A 17,871-nucleotide genomic window follows, 5' to 3' on the forward strand; every position below is an offset into this window, starting at 1 on the left:
CGCTTCCGGAGGGTTTTCCGTGCCGGCTGGAACGTTGTACCGCGGCCGGGAAGGAATGTGGTCCTGGGTGGCTCATCGAGTCACCGGCGTCCTCATTTTCTTCTTCCTGTTCGTACACGTCCTCGACACCGCACTCGTCCGCGTCTCCCCCGAGGCGTACGACGATGTCGTGGCTACCTACAAGACTCCGATCGTCGCGCTGCTGGAGTACGGCCTCGTCGCCGCAATCCTGTTCCACGCGCTCAACGGTCTCCGTGTCATCGCCGTGGACTTCTGGTCCAAGGGCCCGCGCTACCAGAAGCAGATGCTCTGGACCGTCGTGTGCATCTGGATCGTGCTGATGGGCGGGGCCCTGTACCCCGTCCTGGGCCACGCCTACCTTGAACTGTTCGGGAAGTGACACGCATGTCTTCTGACACTTCTTCCGTCGACATGACCAAGGGCGTCGGTGACGTGGAGGGCGTTTCCCTCTACGACGTCGACAACCCGGCGCCGTACATCGAGGCGCCGCGCAAGCGCACGGGCAAGACCCCGCGCTCGACCCGCGGCAACTTCGAGATGGTCGCGTGGCTCTTCATGCGCCTCTCGGGCATCGTGCTCGTCGTCCTGGTCATCGGCCACCTGCTGATCCAGCTGGTGCTCGACGGCGGCGTCTCCAAGATCGGCTTCGCCTTCGTGGCCGGCCGCTGGGCGTCCCCGTTCTGGCAGGCCTGGGACCTGCTGATGCTGTGGCTGGCCATGCTGCACGGCGCCAACGGTCTGCGTACCGTCATCAACGACTACGCGGAGCGCGCCAACACGCGGCTGTGGCTGAAGGGCCTGCTCTACACCGCCACGGTGTTCACCATCCTTCTGGGCACGCTGGTGATCTTCACCTTCGACCCGAACATCCGCTAGGCAACGGGGCTGAGGCGAACCACATGAAGATCCACAAGTACGACACCGTCATCGTCGGCGCGGGTGGCGCGGGCATGCGCGCCGCCATCGAGTCGACGAAGCGCAGCCGCACCGCCGTGCTGACGAAGCTGTACCCCACCCGCTCCCACACGGGCGCCGCGCAGGGCGGCATGGCCGCCGCGCTCGCCAACGTGGAGGACGACAACTGGGAGTGGCACACCTTCGACACGGTCAAGGGCGGTGACTACCTGGTCGACCAGGACGCCGCCGAGATCCTGGCGAAGGAGGCCATCGACGCGGTCCTCGACCTGGAGAAGATGGGCCTGCCGTTCAACCGCACCCCGGACGGCACCATCGACCAGCGCCGCTTCGGCGGGCACTCCCGCAACCACGGCGAGGCGCCGGTCCGCCGGTCCTGCTACGCCGCGGACCGCACGGGCCACATGATCCTCCAGACGCTGTACCAGAACTGCGTCAAGGAGGGCGTGGAGTTCTTCAACGAGTTCTACGTCCTGGACCAGCTCCTGGTCGAGGAGGACGGCGTCAAGAAGTCGGCCGGTGTGGTCGCGTACGAGCTCGCCACCGGCGAGATCCACGTGTTCCAGGCGAAGGCCGTCATCTACGCCTCCGGCGGCACCGGCAAGTTCTTCAAGGTGACCTCCAACGCGCACACCCTCACGGGTGACGGCCAGGCGGCCTGCTACCGCCGCGGCCTGCCGCTGGAGGACATGGAGTTCTTCCAGTTCCACCCGACGGGCATCTGGCGCATGGGCATCCTGCTGACGGAGGGCGCCCGCGGTGAGGGCGGCATCCTCCGCAACAAGGACGGCGAGCGCTTCATGGAGAAGTACGCGCCGGTCATGAAGGACCTCGCGTCCCGTGACGTCGTCTCGCGCTCCATCTACACGGAGATCCGTGAGGGCCGCGGCTGCGGTCCCGCCGGTGACCACGTGTACCTGGACCTGACGCACCTGCCGCCGGAGCAGCTCGACGCGAAGCTCCCGGACATCACCGAGTTCGCGCGCACGTACCTGGGCATCGAGCCGTACACGGACCCGATCCCGATCCAGCCCACCGCGCACTACGCCATGGGCGGCATCCCGACCAACGTCGAGGGTGAGGTCCTCATGGACAACACCACCGTCGTCCCGGGCCTGTACGCGGCCGGCGAGGTCGCGTGCGTGTCGGTGCACGGCGCGAACCGCCTCGGCACCAACTCGCTGCTGGACATCAACGTCTTCGGCAAGCGCTCGGGCATCGCGGCCGCCGCGTACGCCCACGCCAACGACTACGTCGAGCTGCCGGAGAACCCGGCGCAGCAGGTGATCGACCTGGTCGAGCAGCTGCGCAGCTCCACGGGCAACGAGCGGGTCGCGGAGCTGCGTCTGGAGCTCCAGGAGACGATGGACGCGTGCGTGATGGTGTTCCGTACGGAGCAGACCATCAAGACCGCGGTCGAGAAGATCGCGGAGCTGCGCGAGCGCTACAAGAACGTGTCCGTCCAGGACAAGGGCAAGCGCTTCAACACGGACCTGCTGGAAGCCATCGAGCTGGGCAACCTGCTCGACCTGGCCGAGGTCATGGCCGTGTCCGCGCTGGCGCGCAAGGAGTCCCGCGGCGGTCACTACCGCGAGGACTACCCGAACCGCGACGACGTCAACTTCATGCGCCACACCATGGCGTACCGCGAGGTCGGCGATGACGGCAAGGACTCCGTCCGGCTGGACTACAAGCCCGTCGTCGTCACCCGCTACCAGCCGATGGAGCGTAAGTACTGATGGGCACCCCGACCCTGTCCAAGACGGACACGATGGAGGCGGCAGCCGCCGCCTCGCCGTTCATCACGGTCACCTTCCGGATCCGCCGCTTCAACCCGGAGATCTCGGAAGAATCGACCTGGCAGGACTTCCAGGTCGAGATCGACCCGAAGGAGCGCGTGCTCGACGGTCTCCACAAGATCAAGTGGGACCTCGACGGCACGCTGACCTTCCGTCGCTCGTGCGCGCACGGCATCTGCGGCTCCGACGCGATGCGGATCAACGGCAAGAACAGGCTCGCCTGCAAGACGCTGATCAAGGACATCAACCCGGAGAAGCCGATCACCGTCGAGGCCATCAAGGGCCTCACGGTGATGAAGGACCTCGTCGTCGACATGGAGCCCTTCTTCCAGGCGTACCGGGACGTCATGCCGTTCCTGGTCACCAAGGGCAACGAGCCGACGCGCGAGCGCCTGCAGTCCGCCGAGGACCGCGAGCGCTTCGACGACACCACCAAGTGCATCCTGTGCGCCGCGTGCACGTCCTCGTGCCCGGTGTTCTGGAACGACGGCCAGTACTTCGGCCCGGCGGCGATCGTCAACGCGCACCGCTTCATCTTCGACTCGCGCGACGAGGCCGGCGAGCAGCGGCTGGAGATCCTGAACGACAAGGACGGCGTGTGGCGCTGCCGCACGACGTTCAACTGCACCGACGCGTGCCCCCGCGGCATCGAGGTCACGAAGGCGATCCAGGAAGTCAAGCGCGCCCTCATCACGCGCCGCTTCTGATTCCGCTTCGCTGAAGCGCGCCCAGGCCCGTACCCCTCTCTAGGGGTACGGGCCTGACGCGCACTCAGGGGCGCGTCAGGGGCGGCTGGGGGTGGTCACCCATGGTTTGCGGATCTTGCTCGCGGCAGGCTTGCAGCCATGACGAACCCCACCGCGCAGCGTACGAGCTCCGCCATCCGCAAGGCCCGTTGGACCACCCTGGTGGCCGCCGGTGCGGCCGTCGCCGCGCTGGCGGCGGGGGCGGTGCCGGCGTCGGCGGCCGAGCGGCCCGCCGCCCCCGTGACGGCCACCCCGCACGGGCCCCGGTCGATCGACACCGCGAAGCTGGCCGCGCTGATGGCCCCGAGCACGGACGTGAGCGGGACCCTGGTCCGGCTGGGCGGCTCGGGCGTGCGGTGGACCGGGGCCACCGGGCCGCTGTCGCAGGACCCGGCCGCGAACTTCCGCATCGGCAGCATCACCAAGCTGTTCACCTCGACCGTGGTGCTCCAGCTGATCGGCGAGGGCCGCTTCACCATGGACACCCCGGTGCAGGAGCTCCTCCCCGGGACCCTGCCCGCGCACTGGCAGCCGATCACCGTGGGCCAACTGCTGAGCCACACCAGCGGCCTGCAGGAGCCCTGCGTGGACTTCAGGGGGCTCCAGGCGCCGCCGACCCCGGCGCAGGTCATCTCCCACTGGACCGACCCGAAGTGCGCGGCGCCCCAGTCCCCCGTCCTCGTGCAGCAGTACAACGGCGCCAACCACTTCCTCCTCGGCATGGTGATCGAGAAGGTCACCGGCCGCTCCTACGCCGACGAGGTCCAGCGCCGGATCGCCCGCCCGCTCGGCCTGCGCCACACCTACTCCCCGAAGCCGGGCGACCCCGCGATCCCCGGCCCTGTGCTGGCCGACCCGAGCGGAATCGACCCGTGGGCCTGGGCCGAGGGCGGCATGATCTCCAACGCCCCGGACCTGGAACGCTTCATGACCGCTCTGATGCGCGGCCGGCTGCTGCGGCCCGCCGAGCAGCGGCAGTTGTTCGTCATGCCGGCCCTCTCGGAAGGGGCCAAGGACCGGTTCAGCATGGGCGGTCTGCTGCGTTCCGATGCCGGCGGGACCGTGGTGTGGGGCAAGACGGGCTCCATGGGCCGCTCCACGAGCGGGGTGTTCGCCACCGAGCACGGTGCGCGCACCGTCGTCTACTCCCTCGTACCGACCACCAGGGACCACGACCTCCTGCGCACGCACATCGGCAATCTGGTGGCCGCGGGTCTCTGACCGGGGTACGGGACAGGGGGTCCCTGTGGAAAGATCGGCCATATGAGCGAGCAGCAGCCGAATCCGTACGCGAGCGACCCCTCCCAGGGCGGGGACGCCTACAAGTGGGGCCCCGGTGAGGCCAGTTACGGCTACCCGCAGCCGTACCCGGCGACCTCCGCCTACCAGCCGACCATCGGCGGCGAGGGCCTCCCGGCCCCCGCCCAGCCTCCCGCCCCCGCCCCCGTCGGCGGCGTCGGCATGTCCATCGGCGACATCACCATCGCCGGGGACCAGATCATCACCCCGTCGGGCCCGATGCCGCTCAAGGGCGCGATGTGGAACGCGACCGACTTCTCGCGGACCGAGGAGAAGATGCCGACCCACGCGATCGTCCTCGCGATCGTCTTCTTCGTCTTCTGCCTGCTCGGGCTGCTGTTCCTCCTGATGAAGGAGAAGACGACCACGGGCTACATCCAGGTCACCGTCACCAGCGGCGGCCGCCACCACTCCACGATGATCCCGGCCCAGGACGCGAACACGTACCCCTGGGTGATGTCACAGGTGAACCTCGCCCGGTCGCTGAGCTTCTGACCTACACGCCCTCCGTGGTGAAGCGCCGCCAGGCGGGCGCCTCGGGGTCCACGCCCAGGTAGCGCCAGAAGTCGAAGACCGCGAGCGCGTCCAGCCGGCCCGCCTCATCGCCCTCGCGGACCGGCTGGGCGCGCGGGTCCTCGTCGTCCTCGTCGTCCCAGAGGGGGTCGTCTTCGGGGAGTTCGTCGAGCCGGATGCTGCTGAGGTAGCCGCGCGCGTGCTCCACGTTCAGCTTCAGGGCCGGGAACTGGGCCACCAGCAGCTCCGGTCGACCGTCGATCGGGCGGCCGGGGAACCAACTCTGCCCGGGGTAGACCCACTGGATGAAGTGGTCCACAGCCTCGCCGTGATGGAAGAGCTCATAGGCCCAGAAGTCCCCGTCGTGGACGAAGGTCAGCAGGCCGGGGCAGTCGTACGCGCGCGAGACGTGGAACTGCGCGCGGCGCCGCAGGTCCCACTCCCAGCCGATGTTCCACTCCAGCACCGTCCAGCCGCCCCGCTGCTCGTACAGCGTGTAGGCGTCGCGCGTCTCCCTGTCGGCGGGTACGAGCGTGTGCCGCTCGCCCTCCCAGAACTCGGCGAGCGCGTCGTACACCTGCTGGTGGCCGACACCGTGGAAGAGGTTTCGCCGCGTGAAGTAGCCCATGCGCATCACTCCGTACCGGTAGGCAATCGAGACCGGCGCATCCTCGCCCTCACGGGCACCGGCGCGCCATCCGATTACGGCGGCCATCCGTCGGCGTCCTCGAACACGCCGGCGGACGCGGGCCACGGTCGGCGAGGATCCGGGCATGATCCTTTCTCATGATGTGGACGGCCCCGAGAACGGCCCCGCCGTCGTCCTGCTGCACTCCTCCGTCTGCGACCGCCGGATGTGGGAGCCGCAGTGGCGGCCGCTGGCCGAGGCCGGGTTCCGGGTGATCCGGGCGGACTTCCGGACCTGCGGCGACTCCCCCGCCGCCGAGGCTCCGTACAGCGACGACGGCGACGTGCGGGACGTGCTCGACCACCTCGGCGTGCAGCGGGCGGCCCTGGTCGGAAGCTCCTACGGCGGCAGGGTCGCGCTGCGGCTGGCCGCGCTGCACCCGGAGCGGGTGACGTCGCTGCTGCTGCTCTGCGCGGGCCGGCCCGGGCACGTGCCGAGCTCGGAGCTGCGGAGGTTCGGGGCGGCCGAGGACGTCCTGCTCGACGCGGGGGACCTGGCCGGCGCGGCCGAGCTGAACACCCGTACCTGGCTCGGCCCGGACGCCGACGCCGACGCGCACGCCCTCGTACGGGCCATGCAGCTGGGGAACTTCGAGGGCGCCCTGGCCGTCACCGGGAGCCATGAGCTGCCGGATTCCCCGGTGGACCTGGCGGCCGTCCAGGCCCCCGTCCTCGCCGTCGGCGGCGCCCACGACCACCCGGACTTCCGCCGCATCGCCGCCGAACTCCCCTCGCTCGTCCCGGGTGCGGAGCACGTGGAGCTGCCCTGGGCGGGCCACCTCCCGTCGCTGGAGCGTCCGGCGGAGACGACCCGGCTGATGCTGGATTTCCTTCGGTCCTGAGCACGCACCCATTCGCTTGAACTTGTTCAAAAAAAGGCCTAGAGTCAGCCATGCCAACGAGTTGAACACGTTCAAGGGGGCTGGGGCTATGGACCTCACCGTGGTTGCGTACGTCATCTACCTGCTCATCAGCATCGGCCTCACCATCTGGGTGGCCCGCACGCTCAGCCGCAACGGCCGCGTCTTCATCGGCGACGTGCTCGCGGGGAACGAGAAGCTCGCCGACGCCGTCAACCAGCTCCTCGTGGTGGGCTTCTACCTCGTGAACATCGGCTTCGTGACCCTCTTCCTGCGCTCGGCGAAGGAGATCACCACGGCCCGCGACCTCTTCGAGGCGCTGTCGGTCAAGCTCGGTGTCGTCCTGCTGGTGCTCGGGGTCATGCACCTCGGCAACGTGTGGGTGCTCAACAAGATGCGGCGCCGCGGGATCATGGAGCGCCAGCAGACCCCGCCGGTCGCCCCGCAGGGGTGGACCGCGCCGGCCGGGGCCTGACCGGTGGCCGCGGCAGGGGTGGCGGTACGGCACCTGACCGTGCTCTACGACGCCGACTGCCCGCTCTGCGTGCACATCCGGCACTGGCTGCTCGGCCGGCGCTGGCTGGTACCGCTACGACTGATCCCCGCCGCGTCCTTCGAGGCGCGGCGGCGGTTCCCACAGCTCGACCACGAGTCCACCCTCCGCGAGATCACCGTCGTGGGGGACTCGGGCCAGGTGTGGAGGGGGACGGACGCCTTCATCGTCTGTCTGTGGGCCCTGGCCGAGCACCGGCCGCGGGCCAACTGGCTGGCCACCGCGGCCGGCCGGCCCTTCGCCCGGGCCGCCATGTACACGGCCTCCGCCTGGCGGCAGGCGGTACGCACCGAGGGCGGCCCGGGCAACGAAGCGGAGCTGGAGGGACCGGCCTGTGACGACCACTGCCCCGTCCCCCGATAGGCTCATACACCGTGACTGATCAGAAGGCTCCCAAGAGCGAGCAGACCCGCACGCTCATCCTCGAGACCGCGCTCCGACTCTTCCAGGAGCGCGGCTTCGACAAGACGACGATGCGGGGTATCGCGAAGGAGGCCGGTGTCTCGGTCGGCAACGCCTACTACTACTTCGAATCGAAGGAACACCTGGTCCAGGGGTTCTACGACCGGATCGGCGCCGCACACCAGGCGGCCGTCCGGCCCATCCTGGACAGCGAGACCGATCTGCAGAAGCGGTACGCGGGCGTGCTGACGAGCTGGATGGACATCGCGGCTCCGTATCACGAGTTCGCCTCCCAGTTCTTCAAGAACGCCGCGGACCCGGAAAGTCCGCTCAGCCCCTTCTCCCCGGAGTCGGAGGCCGCGCGGCAGGCGGCGATCAAGATCCACCGCGAGGTGCTGGCAGGCGCGAAGACCAAGGTGCCGGCCGAACTGGCCGACGTACTGCCGGAGCTGATGTGGCTCGCGCAGATGGGCCTGGTCCTCTACTGGGTCTTCGACCGATCGCCGAACAGCGAGAAGACCCGGCGGCTCGCCGAGCGCGGCGCGCAGCTCACCACGCGCGGCATCGTGCTGGCCCGCTTCCGGGTGCTGCGGCCGCTGGTGCGCGAAGTGCACGAGCTGTTCGCGGACTTCCTGCCGGGCATGGCCCAGACGGCGACGGCGGGGGCCCGCAAGCGGGCCTCGGACCCGGACCCCGACCCCGCGTAGGCCCGGACGGACCTGCGGCGCCGGCCGAGACCTCGCCGGCGCCCGGTCGTTGCCGCTCCGGGCCGGGTCAGGCCTGGTACGAGGCGAGTTCGACCACGGTGATGTCGGACGGCGCGCCCACCCGGACCGGCGGCCCCCAGGCTCCCGCCCCGCGGGACACGTACAGCTGGGTGTCGCCGTAGCGCTCCAGGCCAGCCACGGTGGGGTTGGCGAGCTCGGCAAGGTAGTTGCCGGGCCAGAGCTGGCCGCCGTGGGTGTGGCCGGACAGCTGGAGGTCGACGCCGTGCCGGACGGCGTCGTGGATGACCACGGGCTGGTGGGCGAGGAGTACGGCGGCGCGGGACCGGTCGCGGTCGCCGAGGGCCGCCCGGAAGTCGGGGCCCTCCCCCTCGCTCTCGCCCGCGATGTCGTTGACGCCGGCGAGGTCGAAGTGCGGCAGGGCGCGGCGGGCGTTCTCCAGCGGGGTCAGGCCGAGCTCACGGACGTGGTCCACCCACTGCTGGGCCCCGGAGAAGTACTCGTGGTTGCCGGTGACGAAGTACGTTCCGTGGCGCGCGGCCAGCCCGCGCAGCGGCTCGGCGGCGGGCCCGAGGTCGTGGACGTCGCCGTCGACGAGGTCGCCGACGATGGCGATGAGGTCGGGCTGGGTGCGGTTGACGGTGTCGACGATCCGCTGGGCGTGGGCGCGGCCGAGGACCGGGCCCAGGTGGACGTCGCTGACGACGGCGATCCGGAAGCCGTGCGCCGCGCGGGGCAGTTTGGCGAGCGGTACCCGCACCCGCCGCACGCTCGGCCCGTTCAGGACCCCGTAGGCCCCGGCCCCGACCGTCCCGAGGGCCACCGCGGCGGCCGTCCCGCCCACCGCTCGCGCGATGAACCTCCGGCGGTCCAGCAGGCCGGCCACCGCCGCCGTGGCCGGGCCGGCCGCGCCGTCCGCGCCGGCCAGGGACTCCTCGCCCTCGGCGGGCTCCGGCCGGGTCCCGACCGCACCGGCGGGGGTCGCGGCCGGCTCCGCGGAGCCGTCGCCCTGCCGGGCGGAACCCGCGTGCGGGGCTTCGCCCGCCGGGGCCGGGCCCGTGGATCCGGCCGCGTGCGCCGGGAGTGCCGTACGGCCGGCGGCCGAGGCCGCGCCGACCGGCTCGCCTCCGGCCCCCTTCCCCGCGGGCTCCGGCTCGTCGCCGCGCAGCGGACCCGCAGGGGCCCGCCCCTCCCCGGAGGTGGCCTCCTGGGCCAGACGGCGGAGCAACAGCGCGCGGATCGGCTCCGCGACCAGCATCGTCAGGGTCAGGTACAGGAGTACCGCGAGCCAGAGGAACCCGGGCCAGGCCACCGTCTGCTGGAGCCAGAAGGGGGCGCCGCCGCGGCCCGTGGTCAGGGCGGCCACAGAGAGGAGCGGCAGGGCGATGACCAGGATCGTGCCGGCCCGCCGGGCCGGGCCGCCGGGGACGGTGGTGTCGCGCACCAGCCGGATCCAGAGCCAGCGGTGGACCACGACCAGGAGTGCGAGCACGGCGAGCGCGACCAGCGCGAACATCACGATCTTCATGCGGAGTGACCCTCGCCCGTTCCCTCGCCAGTTGCCTTGCCAGTTGCCTCGCCCGGTGCCGCGCCGGTCTCCTCGCGTGATGCGCGCCGCAGCGCCCGGACCCCGCGCAACCCGATCACACCGACGGCCGTCCCCAGGAGAAAGGACGTCACCGCGAGGGTCAGGTGCACCCAGAAGTAGGAGGTGGGGTCACCCGCCGCATCAAACGCCAGGCCACTGCCGTTCTTCCACAGGTTCCGGACGAAAGACACCCAGATGAACCAGCTCCACACTCCGAAGGCGAGCAGGAACCAGGAGGCGGCACGGCTGAGTCTCATGCCCTCAGTATCGGTTTCTTCCCCAGGACGGACGCGCCGGGGTGGGCTGTACCGGCGGAGCTTGGAGCGAATTGGCCGGTCCGTGACCGTGATCAGCTCATCGGGATGTACTTTCACCTGCGTGTCCGCCAAGAAGACCGCGCTGACGGTCCTATCCGCCGCGTTGCTCGTCCCCGCGATGCTCGTGGCCCCCGCGCACGCCGCGCCGTCCCCGCCGGCCGACGGGAAGGGCGGCGGGCCGGCCAAGGCCCCGCAGGCCCCGGCCCCGCCCGCGTCGATGTCCACGGTCGGCGGGACGCGGCTCGGCCAGCCGGGGACGCAGGTCCATCTGCTGCCCGGCGCTCCGGCGCTGCCCGCGAACCTCACGGGCCGGTCCTGGATCGTGGCGGACGCCGAGTCCGGGGAGGTCCTCGCGGCGCACAACGCGCACTGGCGGCTCCCCCCGGCGTCCACGATGAAGATGCTCTTCGCGGACACCCTGCTGCCCGGCCTGCCCAAGGACCGGGTCCACAAGGTCACCGAGCAGGACATGGACGGCGTGGGCCCCGGCAGCAGTCTGGTCGGGGTGAAGGAGGATCTCGAGTACAGCGTCCACGACCTGTGGCTCGGGGTGTTCCTGCGCTCGGGGAACGACGCCGTGCACGTGCTTTCGGCCATGAACGGCGGCGTCGAGAAGACCGTCAGGGACATGCAGGCCCACGCCGAGGAACTGCAGGCACTGGACACGCACGTCGTGTCCCCCGACGGGTACGACGCCCCGGAGCAGGTGTCGAGCGCGTACGACCTCACGCTCATCGCCCGCTCCGGGCTGCAGAAGCAGGACTTCCGCGAGTACTGCGGCACGGCGAGCGCGAAGTTCCCCGGGAAGCAGGACGCCGGGAAGGGACGCGAGTACTTCGAGATCCAGAACACCAACCGGCTGATGACGGGCGTCGGCGGCATCTCCCCCTACAAGGGCATCGCCGGGGTGAAGAACGGCAACACCACCATGGCCGGCTCCACCTTCACCGGCGCCGCCCAGCAGGGCGAGCGCAAGCTCCTGGTCACGGTGATGAACCCGGGCGCGGGCGGGGCGAACTCGGTGTACGAGGAGACCGCCGCGCTCCTCGACTGGGGTTTCGCGGCGGCCGGGAAGGTGAAGCCGGTGGGTGAGCTGGTGCCGCCGAAGAGCGCGGACACCTCCTCCCACGGCTCCCCGGCCCAGTCGCACGAGAACAACCCGGCGGCGGCCGGCGGCGGCTCGGGCGGCGGCGTCGGCACCGCGCTCGGCGTCGCGGGCGGCGCGCTGGCCGCCCTGGCGGGCGGCGCCTACGTGATCAACCGGCGCTGGCCGCGGGCCCGGCGGGGTCGGGGCGAGGAGCTGGTGTAGCGGCGTCCCCGTCGCTCCCGTCGTCCTCGGTGTCCTCGTCATTGTCGGCGTTGTCGTCGTCACGCGTGGCCGTCCAGGCGGCGCAGAACAGCAGCAGCTTCGCCGTGAAGTTGATCCAGAGCAGCAGGGCGATCGGCACGCCGAAGGCCCCGTACATGCTCTTCGCGGCGACCTCCCGCATGTAGCCGCTGAGCAGCAGCTTCAGCAGCTCGAAGCCGACCGCGCCGATCAGGGCCGCCTGGATCAGGCGGCCGCGCGGCGGCTCGACCCCGGGCAGCAGAGTCAGCAGGTAAAGCAGCAGAAGGAAGGCGGCCAGCACGCCGACGAGGAAGGCGCCGCCGCGCAGCAGCCCGCCCCCCACGCCCTCGCGCGGGACGCCCAGCAACTCGCCGAACTTCCCGACCGCGCTGGACCCGATGATCGACGCGGCGGCCGAGGCCAGTCCCGCGCCGCCGAGGCCGATGAGGACGAGCCCGTCCTTGCCCCTGCGGACGACGGGGTTGCCCTGGTCCTCGTCGTCCTTGTCCCAGACCGCGCGCAGGCAGTCCCGCATGGAGCCGACCCACCCCATGCCGGTGAACAGCAGCAGGGCCCCGGCCACGAGGCCGACCGTGCCCGCGTTGGCGACGAGCCCGTCGAGGTTCAGCTGGTCGGAGATCCCGGGCACCTGCTCGGCGAGGTTGTCCTGCAGCCGCTTCAACTGGTCCTCGCTGAGCAGCGCCGCGCCGATCGCGGCGGCCACGGTGATCAGCGGGAAGAGGGCGAGGAAGCTGATGAAGGTGATGGCGGCGGCGAGCCGGCTCCAGTGCACGCGGTCGAGACGTTCGTACGAACGCCACGCGTGCGTCCGCATCAGTCGGGCCATCAGTGGCCCGACTACCGGGAGTTTCGTCAGCCAGTCCATGAAGTCACCGTAAATGAGCTGCCGGAAATAGCCGGGATTGTCGGTTTCGGAGACTACGGTCGTCGATTGTGACTTTTCGCCCGACGACTCATCCGTTCCATGCCCTGGTCTTGCGCAGGCTGCGGTTCCGCGCCCGGCTCACCGCCCGGATCGCCTTCCGGCTGCCCAGGCGACCGCTCGGTCAGGAGGGACGCACGGTGGCCGCGGCCGCCGCGTCGGCGGGCGCGCCCGGCTGCGCCGGAACGCCCGTCGGGCCCGTGCCGAAAGGGTATTCGCGCAGCTTGCGCCAGACCCCGTCGGAGCCCTGTTCGTAGAGCGCGAAGCCCTCGCAGACCCACTCCGCGGCGTACTCGGCGAGCGCGGTGAACGCCAGGTCCATCGCTTCCTCGGAGATCCCGTGGGCGACGGTGACGTGCGGGTGGTACGGGAACGCCAGCTCGCGGCTCAGCGGACCCTCCGGGTCGCGGACCTCGCTCTGGAGGCGGGTGCAGCCCGCGCCGCCCTCGACAACCTGGACGAAGACGACCGGCGACAGGGGCCGGAAGGTTCCCGTCCCGGCGAGGCGCATCCGGAAGCCGCGGAAGGCCTCCGCGACCTCGGCCAGGTGGGCGCGGATCGCCGGCAGCCGGTCGGCCTCGACCTCGGTGGGCGGCACGAGGGTGACATGCGTGGGAATACCGTGCGCGGCAGCGTCCCCGAAGCCCGCGCGCAGCTCCTGGAGCTGGCTGCCGTACGGCTCCGGGACCGCGATCGAAACGCCGAGCGTTACGGTCCCCACGTATGTCTCCTCCGTCATCCGAGTGCGTGCTGTCGCCCAGTGTGGGGGCAGCACCCCCTGTCCCGCCAGGGCGGTCTTTCGCGAGTGCTTCCGACCGCGCTTCCGTCAGTGCTTGGCGGGCAGGAAACCGAGCCGGTCGTAGGCCTGCGCGAGCGTCTCGGCGGCCACCGCGCGGGCCTTCTCCGCGCCCTTGGCCAGGATGGAGTCCAGCGTCTCAGGGTCGTCCAGGTATTCCTGGGTGCGCTGCTTGAAGGGTGTGACGAAGTCGACCATCACGCCGGCCAGGTCGGTCTTCAGCGCGCCGTAGCCCTTGCCGACGTACTTCTCCTCCAGCTCGGGGACCGTCTCGCCCGTGAGGGTGGAGTAGATCGTGAGCAGGTTGCTGACACCGGGCTTCTTCTCGGTGTCGAAGCGGATCTCGGCCTCGGTGTCGGTGACCGCGCTCTTGATCTTCTTCTCGGTGACCTTGGGCTCGTCGAGGAGGTTGATCAGGCCCTTGGGGGACGACGCGGACTTCGACATCTTGATCGCCGGGTCCTGGAGGTCGTAGATCTTCGCGACCTCCTTGACGATGTGCGCGGCGGGCAGGGTGAAGGTCTTGCCGAAGCGCGTGTTGAAGCGCTCGGCAAGGTCGCGGGTCAGCTCGATGTGCTGGCGCTGGTCCTCGCCGACGGGGACGGCGTTCGCCTGGTAGAGCAGGATGTCGGCGACCTGGAGGATCGGGTACGTGAACAGCCCGACGGTGGCGTTGCCCGCGCCCTGCTTGGCGGACTTGTCCTTGAACTGGGTCATCCGGCTGGCCTCGCCGAAACCGGTGATGCAGTTCATGACCCAGCCGAGCTGCGCGTGCTCGGGCACGTGGCTCTGGACGAAGAGCGTGCAGCGCTCGGGGTCCAGGCCGGCGGCGAGGAGCTGCGCGGCGGAGAGGCGGGTGTTCGCGCGCAGTTCCTTCGGGTCCTGCGGCATGGTGATCGCGTGCAGGTCGACGACCATGTAGAAGGCGTCGTGCGTCTCCTGCAGGGCGACGTACTGGCGGATGGCTCCGAGGTAGTTCCCGAGGTGGAACGAACCGGAGGTGGGCTGGATGCCGGAGAGCGCGCGAGGACGATCAGAAGCCATGGCCCCATTCTCTCAGGTGCCGGGGCGGGCTCGGGCCCGCGGTACGGGTGTGACCCGGTGGCCAAATCCCACCCCCACCGCCGACCGCTGCCCGCCGACCGCCCGCCGCCGGCTGCGCGGGGCCGGTTCGAGTCGGCGGGACCCAGCCGCTGCGCGGGGGGCCACCGACGTCGGGCGGGGCCGGGCCGCTGCGCGGGGCTTCCTGGGCTCCGCCCAGACCCGCTCCTCAAACGCCGGAGGGGCTGGATGTGGCTGATGCCGTCCGCCAAGCGCAGCTGGACGGCCCGCAGGTCAGCCCCGGCCACCCCGGACGAAAATCCAGCCCCTCCGGCGATTGAGGAGTGGGGGTCCCCCGGACGGAGTCTGGGGGAGGGGCCGGGGCGGAGCCCCGATTCTTGACGCGCGCCGGGCCGCCGGCCGGAGCCGCATTCAGCCCCGCCGGCGATTGAGGCGCGCGGTCAGGACAGGGGGAGGCCCGGGGCCGGGTACGCGGACATGAGGTCACCGACCTCGGACCGGATCGCCACCAGCTCGGCCTCGTCGGCCTTGGCGGCGGCCGCCACGGCCCGGGAGATCCACTCCGCGACCACCGGCATGTGCTCGACCCCCAGCCCCCGCGACGTCAGCGACGGCGTCCCGATCCGGATCCCCGAGGGATCGAACGGCTTGCGCGTGTCGAACGGCACCGTGTTGTAGTTCACCACGATCCCCGCCCGGTCCAGCGCCTTGGCCGCGACCTTCCCCGGGACCCCGCGCGAGGTGAGGTCCATCAGGATCAGGTGGTTGTCCGTACCGCCCGAGACCAGGTCGAAGCCCCGTTCCAGCAGAGCGGCGGCCAGCGCCCGCGCGTTCGCGACGACCGCGTGCGCGTACGCCGTGAAGGACGGCTGCGCCGCCTCGTGGAGGGCGACCGCGATGCCGGCCGTCGTCTGGTTGTGGGGCCCACCCTGGAGGCCCGGGAAGACCGCCTTGTCGATGGCCTTCGCGTGCTCCTCCCGGCACATCAGCATCGCGCCGCGCGGACCCCGCAGGGTCTTGTGCGTGGTGGTGGAGATGACGTCCACGTGCCCCGCCGGGGACGGGTGCGCGCCGCCCGCGATCAGGCCGGCGATGTGCGCCACGTCCGCGACCAGGATCGAGCCCGCCTCCTCGGCGATCGACGCGAAGGCCGCGAAGTCGATCGTGCGCGGGAGTGCCGTACCGCCACAGAAGATGATCTTCGGGCGCTCGGCCAGCGCCAGCTCGCGCACCGCGTCGTAGTCGATGCGCCCGTCGTCCGCGCGCACGCCGTACTGCACGCCCCGGAACCACGAGCCCGTCGCCGAGACGCCCCAGCCGTGGGTCAGGTGCCCGCCCATCGGCAGGGCCATGCCCATCACCGTGTCGCCGGGCTTCGCGAAGGCCAGGTACACGGCCAGGTTCGCCGGGGAGCCGGAGTACGGCTGCACGTTCGCGTGGTCGACCCCGAAGAGGCCCTTCGCGCGCTCGACGGCCAGCGCCTCCACGCGGTCGATGTTCTGCTGGCCCTCGTAGTAGCGGCGGCCCGGGTAGCCCTCGCTGTACTTGTTCTGGAGGACGGTGCCGGAGGCTTCGAGGACGGCCGCCGAGACGTAGTTCTCGCTGGGGATCAGCCTCAGCGTCTCGGCCTGCAGGGTCTCCTCCGCCGCGACGAAGGACGCCAGCTCGGGGTCGGTCGCGAGAAGGGCGGGGTGACGGTGGTTCGCGCTCATGGCGGCTCCTCCGGGGTCGATTTCGTGTCTCGTCCCCGCGAGGCCCAGGCGAGCGGCCCTGTATGCGGTCCTGCGCGCACGACTCCCCCGGAGTTGGTTCTCCGTACGCCAGTCGCCGTGCGTACCGCCCACCTTAGCGGGCGCGCCACGAGACGGGCTTTCTGTCCGGCATACGAGCGAGGGTGACCTCCACTCCCGGCGATAGCCGGAGGCTTCCTGCATCGGTGGCTAAGCCGCCTGGCAGAGGACCGGTCCGGCCCTGTGGAGGACGTTGAGAGCGCCGACATGGTCGGCGTTGGCGGTGAAGCCGCATTCAACGCACTTGAATTTCTCCTGGGTGCGGTTGTCCCCGGACACGTGCCCGCATCCTCCTGCGGAGGGTGGGCAGGTGCGGGACGTGTTGCGGGCGTCGACCGGGATCACGACACGACCGGCGCTTTCAGCCTTGTGCGCGAGGATGCCCAGGAACACCCCCCAACCCGCATCGTGGATCGACTTGCTCAGCCCGGCCTTCGCCGCTGCGCCGTTCGACAGGAAGACACCGGGCTGCTCGGGGGCGGGCTTGGGTTTGGGGGCGCGGACCATGCCCACGATGTTCAGCTTTTCGTGAGCGATCACGTCGTGGGCACCGACCAGGGCGAAGGCGGCCTTGTGGGCGTGATCGAGTCGCTGCAAGCGGACCTTGCGGTGGAGTTTTACGACCTCCTCGACCGCTACGCGGTGTTTCTTGGTGCGGTCCTCGGCCTTGCAGCGCGGAAAAGCGGAGAGGGTGCGTTGTGCGTCGGCGAGGAACCCGGCCATCGTCCGGCCGGGGCGGGGATTGGGTTCGTGATTGCCGTCCGAGTCGGTGAGGAAGTGGGCGATCCCGAGGTCGATACCGACCACGCTGCCCGTCTTCGGCAGGGGCTCGGCGGGAACCTGATCGCAGGCGAGGATGACGTACCAACGCCGTCCCTCACGCTTGACGCTCACGGTCTTCACGCGGCCTTTGACGGGGCGGTGCTGGTGCACCCGGACGTGTCCCACACCTTGGAAGCGGACGCGGGTCTGACGGTCTTCGGGAGTGGAGTTCCACCGGCAGCCGTCCCCGTCCCTGGGAAACTCCGCCGTGTCGAACCAGTTCACCCCCCGAAAACGCGGGTAACCAGGTGTCTCTCCGGCCTTGACCCGGCGGAAGAACGCCTGCATCGCCTTGTCCAATCGGCGCAAGGTCGCCTGTTGGGAGGAGAACGACCAGCGCCCCTGACGCTCCGGGTCGAATGAACGAATGTCCTTGAGCTGCGCGGACTGCATCCCGTACTTGACGCTGGTCTTCGACACATGCCGGTAGGCGTCACGGCGCTCCTGCAACGCCCCGTTGTAGAGCGAGCAGTGATCAGCCAGCATCTCCGTCAGGGCCCGGGCCTGACGGACGGTGGGACGGAGGAGGAACTTATACGCGCGGCGCACTGCCCTCACCCTGGTAGGGATACGAGGTGCGCCCGGCTTGCTCCTCTTCCCTCCACGTCGTCATAACCTCAACCTAGAGCCGCAACCTGATTCGCTCCCCGCAACCCCGACACCTCACCCGAACGAGTGACCGACCAACCAGCGGCGATTCAGCTTC

19 protein-coding genes and 1 riboswitch are annotated in these 17,871 nt (G+C 70.5%); of the genes, 11 read left to right on the plus strand and 8 right to left on the minus strand.

Annotated elements, in window-relative coordinates; genetic code table 11:
* The first annotated feature begins 19 nt into the window (after positions 1-19).
* The 6 genes from sdhC to OG625_RS14730 all read left to right on the plus strand — a co-directional run bounded on the left by sdhC (position 20) and on the right by OG625_RS14730 (position 5,275).
* Positions 20-400: a succinate dehydrogenase, cytochrome b556 subunit gene (gene sdhC / locus OG625_RS14705; RefSeq protein WP_329380353.1), complete on the plus strand. Its 381-nt coding sequence runs from the start codon at positions 20-22 to the stop codon at positions 398-400.
* 5 nt (positions 401-405) lie between these two features.
* Positions 406-897: a succinate dehydrogenase hydrophobic membrane anchor subunit gene (locus tag OG625_RS14710; RefSeq protein WP_329380356.1), complete on the plus strand. Its 492-nt coding sequence runs from the start codon at positions 406-408 to the stop codon at positions 895-897.
* Positions 898-920: 23 nt separating this feature from the next.
* Positions 921-2,675, plus strand: a complete 1,755-nt coding sequence (sdhA, locus tag OG625_RS14715) for a succinate dehydrogenase flavoprotein subunit (RefSeq protein WP_329380358.1) — start codon at positions 921-923, stop codon at positions 2,673-2,675.
* Positions 2,675-3,442: a succinate dehydrogenase iron-sulfur subunit gene (locus OG625_RS14720; RefSeq protein ID WP_329380361.1), complete on the plus strand. Its 768-nt coding sequence runs from the start codon at positions 2,675-2,677 to the stop codon at positions 3,440-3,442. Before sdhA ends, OG625_RS14720 begins: the two co-directional genes overlap by 1 nt.
* Positions 3,443-3,580: 138 nt before the next feature.
* Positions 3,581-4,702: a serine hydrolase domain-containing protein gene (locus tag OG625_RS14725; protein ID WP_329380363.1), complete on the plus strand. Its 1,122-nt coding sequence runs from the start codon at positions 3,581-3,583 to the stop codon at positions 4,700-4,702.
* A 42-nt stretch (positions 4,703-4,744) separates the two neighbouring features.
* Entirely contained in the window at positions 4,745-5,275 is a 531-nt protein-coding gene (locus OG625_RS14730; protein WP_329380366.1) for a hypothetical protein, read from the plus strand.
* Between the two features lies 1 nt (position 5,276).
* Here the strand turns inward: OG625_RS14730 and OG625_RS14735 are convergent, their stop codons facing one another.
* Positions 5,277-6,008 carry a hypothetical protein gene (locus OG625_RS14735; protein WP_329380368.1) on the minus strand — a complete coding sequence of 244 codons (732 nt, stop codon included), beginning with the start codon at positions 6,006-6,008 and terminating at the stop codon, positions 5,277-5,279.
* A gap of 58 nt (positions 6,009-6,066) precedes the next feature.
* Between OG625_RS14735 and OG625_RS14740 the strand changes: the two genes are divergently transcribed.
* From OG625_RS14740 to OG625_RS14755, 4 genes are all read left to right on the plus strand, one after another.
* The gene (locus OG625_RS14740; RefSeq protein WP_329380370.1) at positions 6,067-6,822 is read left to right on the plus strand and encodes an alpha/beta fold hydrolase; all 756 of its coding nucleotides are present in this window, start codon (positions 6,067-6,069) and stop codon (positions 6,820-6,822) included.
* Positions 6,823-6,910: 88 nt separating this feature from the next.
* Positions 6,911-7,315 carry a hypothetical protein gene (locus OG625_RS14745; RefSeq protein ID WP_329380373.1) on the plus strand — a complete coding sequence of 135 codons (405 nt, stop codon included), beginning with the start codon at positions 6,911-6,913 and terminating at the stop codon, positions 7,313-7,315.
* A 3-nt stretch (positions 7,316-7,318) separates the two neighbouring features.
* On the plus strand, positions 7,319-7,756 hold the full coding sequence (locus OG625_RS14750) for a thiol-disulfide oxidoreductase DCC family protein (RefSeq protein WP_329380376.1): 438 nt from the start codon (positions 7,319-7,321) through the stop codon (positions 7,754-7,756).
* An 11-nt stretch (positions 7,757-7,767) separates the two neighbouring features.
* Positions 7,768-8,502, plus strand: a complete 735-nt coding sequence (locus OG625_RS14755) for a TetR/AcrR family transcriptional regulator (protein WP_329380378.1) — start codon at positions 7,768-7,770, stop codon at positions 8,500-8,502.
* Positions 8,503-8,569: 67 nt separating this feature from the next.
* On the opposite strand, the gene OG625_RS14760 is transcribed toward OG625_RS14755, so the two are convergent.
* Both OG625_RS14760 and OG625_RS14765 read right to left on the minus strand, forming a co-directional pair.
* Positions 8,570-10,048, minus strand: coding sequence for a metallophosphoesterase (locus OG625_RS14760; protein ID WP_329380381.1), 1,479 nt, complete (start codon positions 10,046-10,048; stop codon positions 8,570-8,572).
* Positions 10,045-10,365: an SCO4848 family membrane protein gene (locus OG625_RS14765; RefSeq protein ID WP_329380384.1), complete on the minus strand. Its 321-nt coding sequence runs from the start codon at positions 10,363-10,365 to the stop codon at positions 10,045-10,047. Before OG625_RS14765 ends, OG625_RS14760 begins: the two co-directional genes overlap by 4 nt.
* Before the next feature lie 121 nt (positions 10,366-10,486).
* Here OG625_RS14765 and OG625_RS14770 point away from each other — a divergent pair, with 121 nt between their 5' ends.
* Entirely contained in the window at positions 10,487-11,734 is a 1,248-nt protein-coding gene (locus OG625_RS14770; RefSeq protein ID WP_329380387.1) for a D-alanyl-D-alanine carboxypeptidase family protein, read from the plus strand.
* Here the strand turns inward: OG625_RS14770 and OG625_RS14775 are convergent.
* From OG625_RS14775 to OG625_RS14795, 5 genes are all read right to left on the minus strand, one after another.
* Positions 11,682-12,638, minus strand: a complete 957-nt coding sequence (locus tag OG625_RS14775; RefSeq protein ID WP_329380389.1) for a YihY/virulence factor BrkB family protein — start codon at positions 12,636-12,638, stop codon at positions 11,682-11,684. The two genes, OG625_RS14770 and OG625_RS14775, sit on opposite strands and share 53 nt — an antisense overlap.
* Positions 12,639-12,819: 181 nt before the next feature.
* Entirely contained in the window at positions 12,820-13,416 is a 597-nt protein-coding gene (locus tag OG625_RS14780) for a 2'-5' RNA ligase family protein (protein ID WP_329380390.1), read from the minus strand.
* A 105-nt stretch (positions 13,417-13,521) separates the two neighbouring features.
* Positions 13,522-14,535, minus strand: a complete 1,014-nt coding sequence (trpS, locus tag OG625_RS14785; protein WP_329380392.1) for a tryptophan--tRNA ligase — start codon at positions 14,533-14,535, stop codon at positions 13,522-13,524.
* 458 nt (positions 14,536-14,993) lie between these two features.
* The gene (glyA, locus tag OG625_RS14790) at positions 14,994-16,265 is read right to left on the minus strand and encodes a serine hydroxymethyltransferase (protein WP_329380395.1); all 1,272 of its coding nucleotides are present in this window, start codon (positions 16,263-16,265) and stop codon (positions 14,994-14,996) included.
* 35 nt (positions 16,266-16,300) lie between these two features.
* Positions 16,301-16,391: riboswitch (ZMP/ZTP riboswitch) on the minus strand.
* 102 nt (positions 16,392-16,493) lie between these two features.
* A complete protein-coding gene (locus tag OG625_RS14795; RefSeq protein ID WP_329380398.1) occupies positions 16,494-17,714 on the minus strand; it encodes an RNA-guided endonuclease InsQ/TnpB family protein in 1,221 nt (406 codons plus the stop codon).
* Positions 17,715-17,871: the final 157 nt, after the last annotated feature.

It is taken from the genome of Streptomyces sp. NBC_01351, from assembly GCF_036237315.1.
Classification (GTDB): domain Bacteria; phylum Actinomycetota; class Actinomycetes; order Streptomycetales; family Streptomycetaceae; genus Streptomyces.

Excerpts from the sequence above, each read along its gene's own strand:
- OG625_RS14730 (WP_329380366.1), top strand. The coding sequence starts at position 4,745 with ATGAGCGAGCAGCAGCCGAATCCGTACGCGAGCGACCCCTCCCAGGGC.
- trpS (WP_329380392.1), bottom strand. The coding sequence starts at position 14,535 with ATGGCTTCTGATCGTCCTCGCGCGCTCTCCGGCATCCAGCCCACCTCC.
- OG625_RS14710 (WP_329380356.1), top strand. The coding sequence starts at position 406 with ATGTCTTCTGACACTTCTTCCGTCGACATGACCAAGGGCGTCGGTGAC.
- glyA (WP_329380395.1), bottom strand. The coding sequence starts at position 16,265 with ATGAGCGCGAACCACCGTCACCCCGCCCTTCTCGCGACCGACCCCGAG.
- OG625_RS14760 (WP_329380381.1), bottom strand. The coding sequence starts at position 10,048 with ATGAAGATCGTGATGTTCGCGCTGGTCGCGCTCGCCGTGCTCGCACTC.
- OG625_RS14725 (WP_329380363.1), top strand. The coding sequence starts at position 3,581 with ATGACGAACCCCACCGCGCAGCGTACGAGCTCCGCCATCCGCAAGGCC.
- OG625_RS14735 (WP_329380368.1), bottom strand. The coding sequence starts at position 6,008 with ATGGCCGCCGTAATCGGATGGCGCGCCGGTGCCCGTGAGGGCGAGGAT.
- OG625_RS14720 (WP_329380361.1), top strand. The coding sequence starts at position 2,675 with ATGGGCACCCCGACCCTGTCCAAGACGGACACGATGGAGGCGGCAGCC.
- OG625_RS14745 (WP_329380373.1), top strand. The coding sequence starts at position 6,911 with ATGGACCTCACCGTGGTTGCGTACGTCATCTACCTGCTCATCAGCATC.
- OG625_RS14740 (WP_329380370.1), top strand. The coding sequence starts at position 6,067 with ATGATCCTTTCTCATGATGTGGACGGCCCCGAGAACGGCCCCGCCGTC.
- OG625_RS14765 (WP_329380384.1), bottom strand. The coding sequence starts at position 10,365 with ATGAGACTCAGCCGTGCCGCCTCCTGGTTCCTGCTCGCCTTCGGAGTG.
- sdhA (WP_329380358.1), top strand. The coding sequence starts at position 921 with ATGAAGATCCACAAGTACGACACCGTCATCGTCGGCGCGGGTGGCGCG.
- OG625_RS14775 (WP_329380389.1), bottom strand. The coding sequence starts at position 12,638 with ATGGACTGGCTGACGAAACTCCCGGTAGTCGGGCCACTGATGGCCCGA.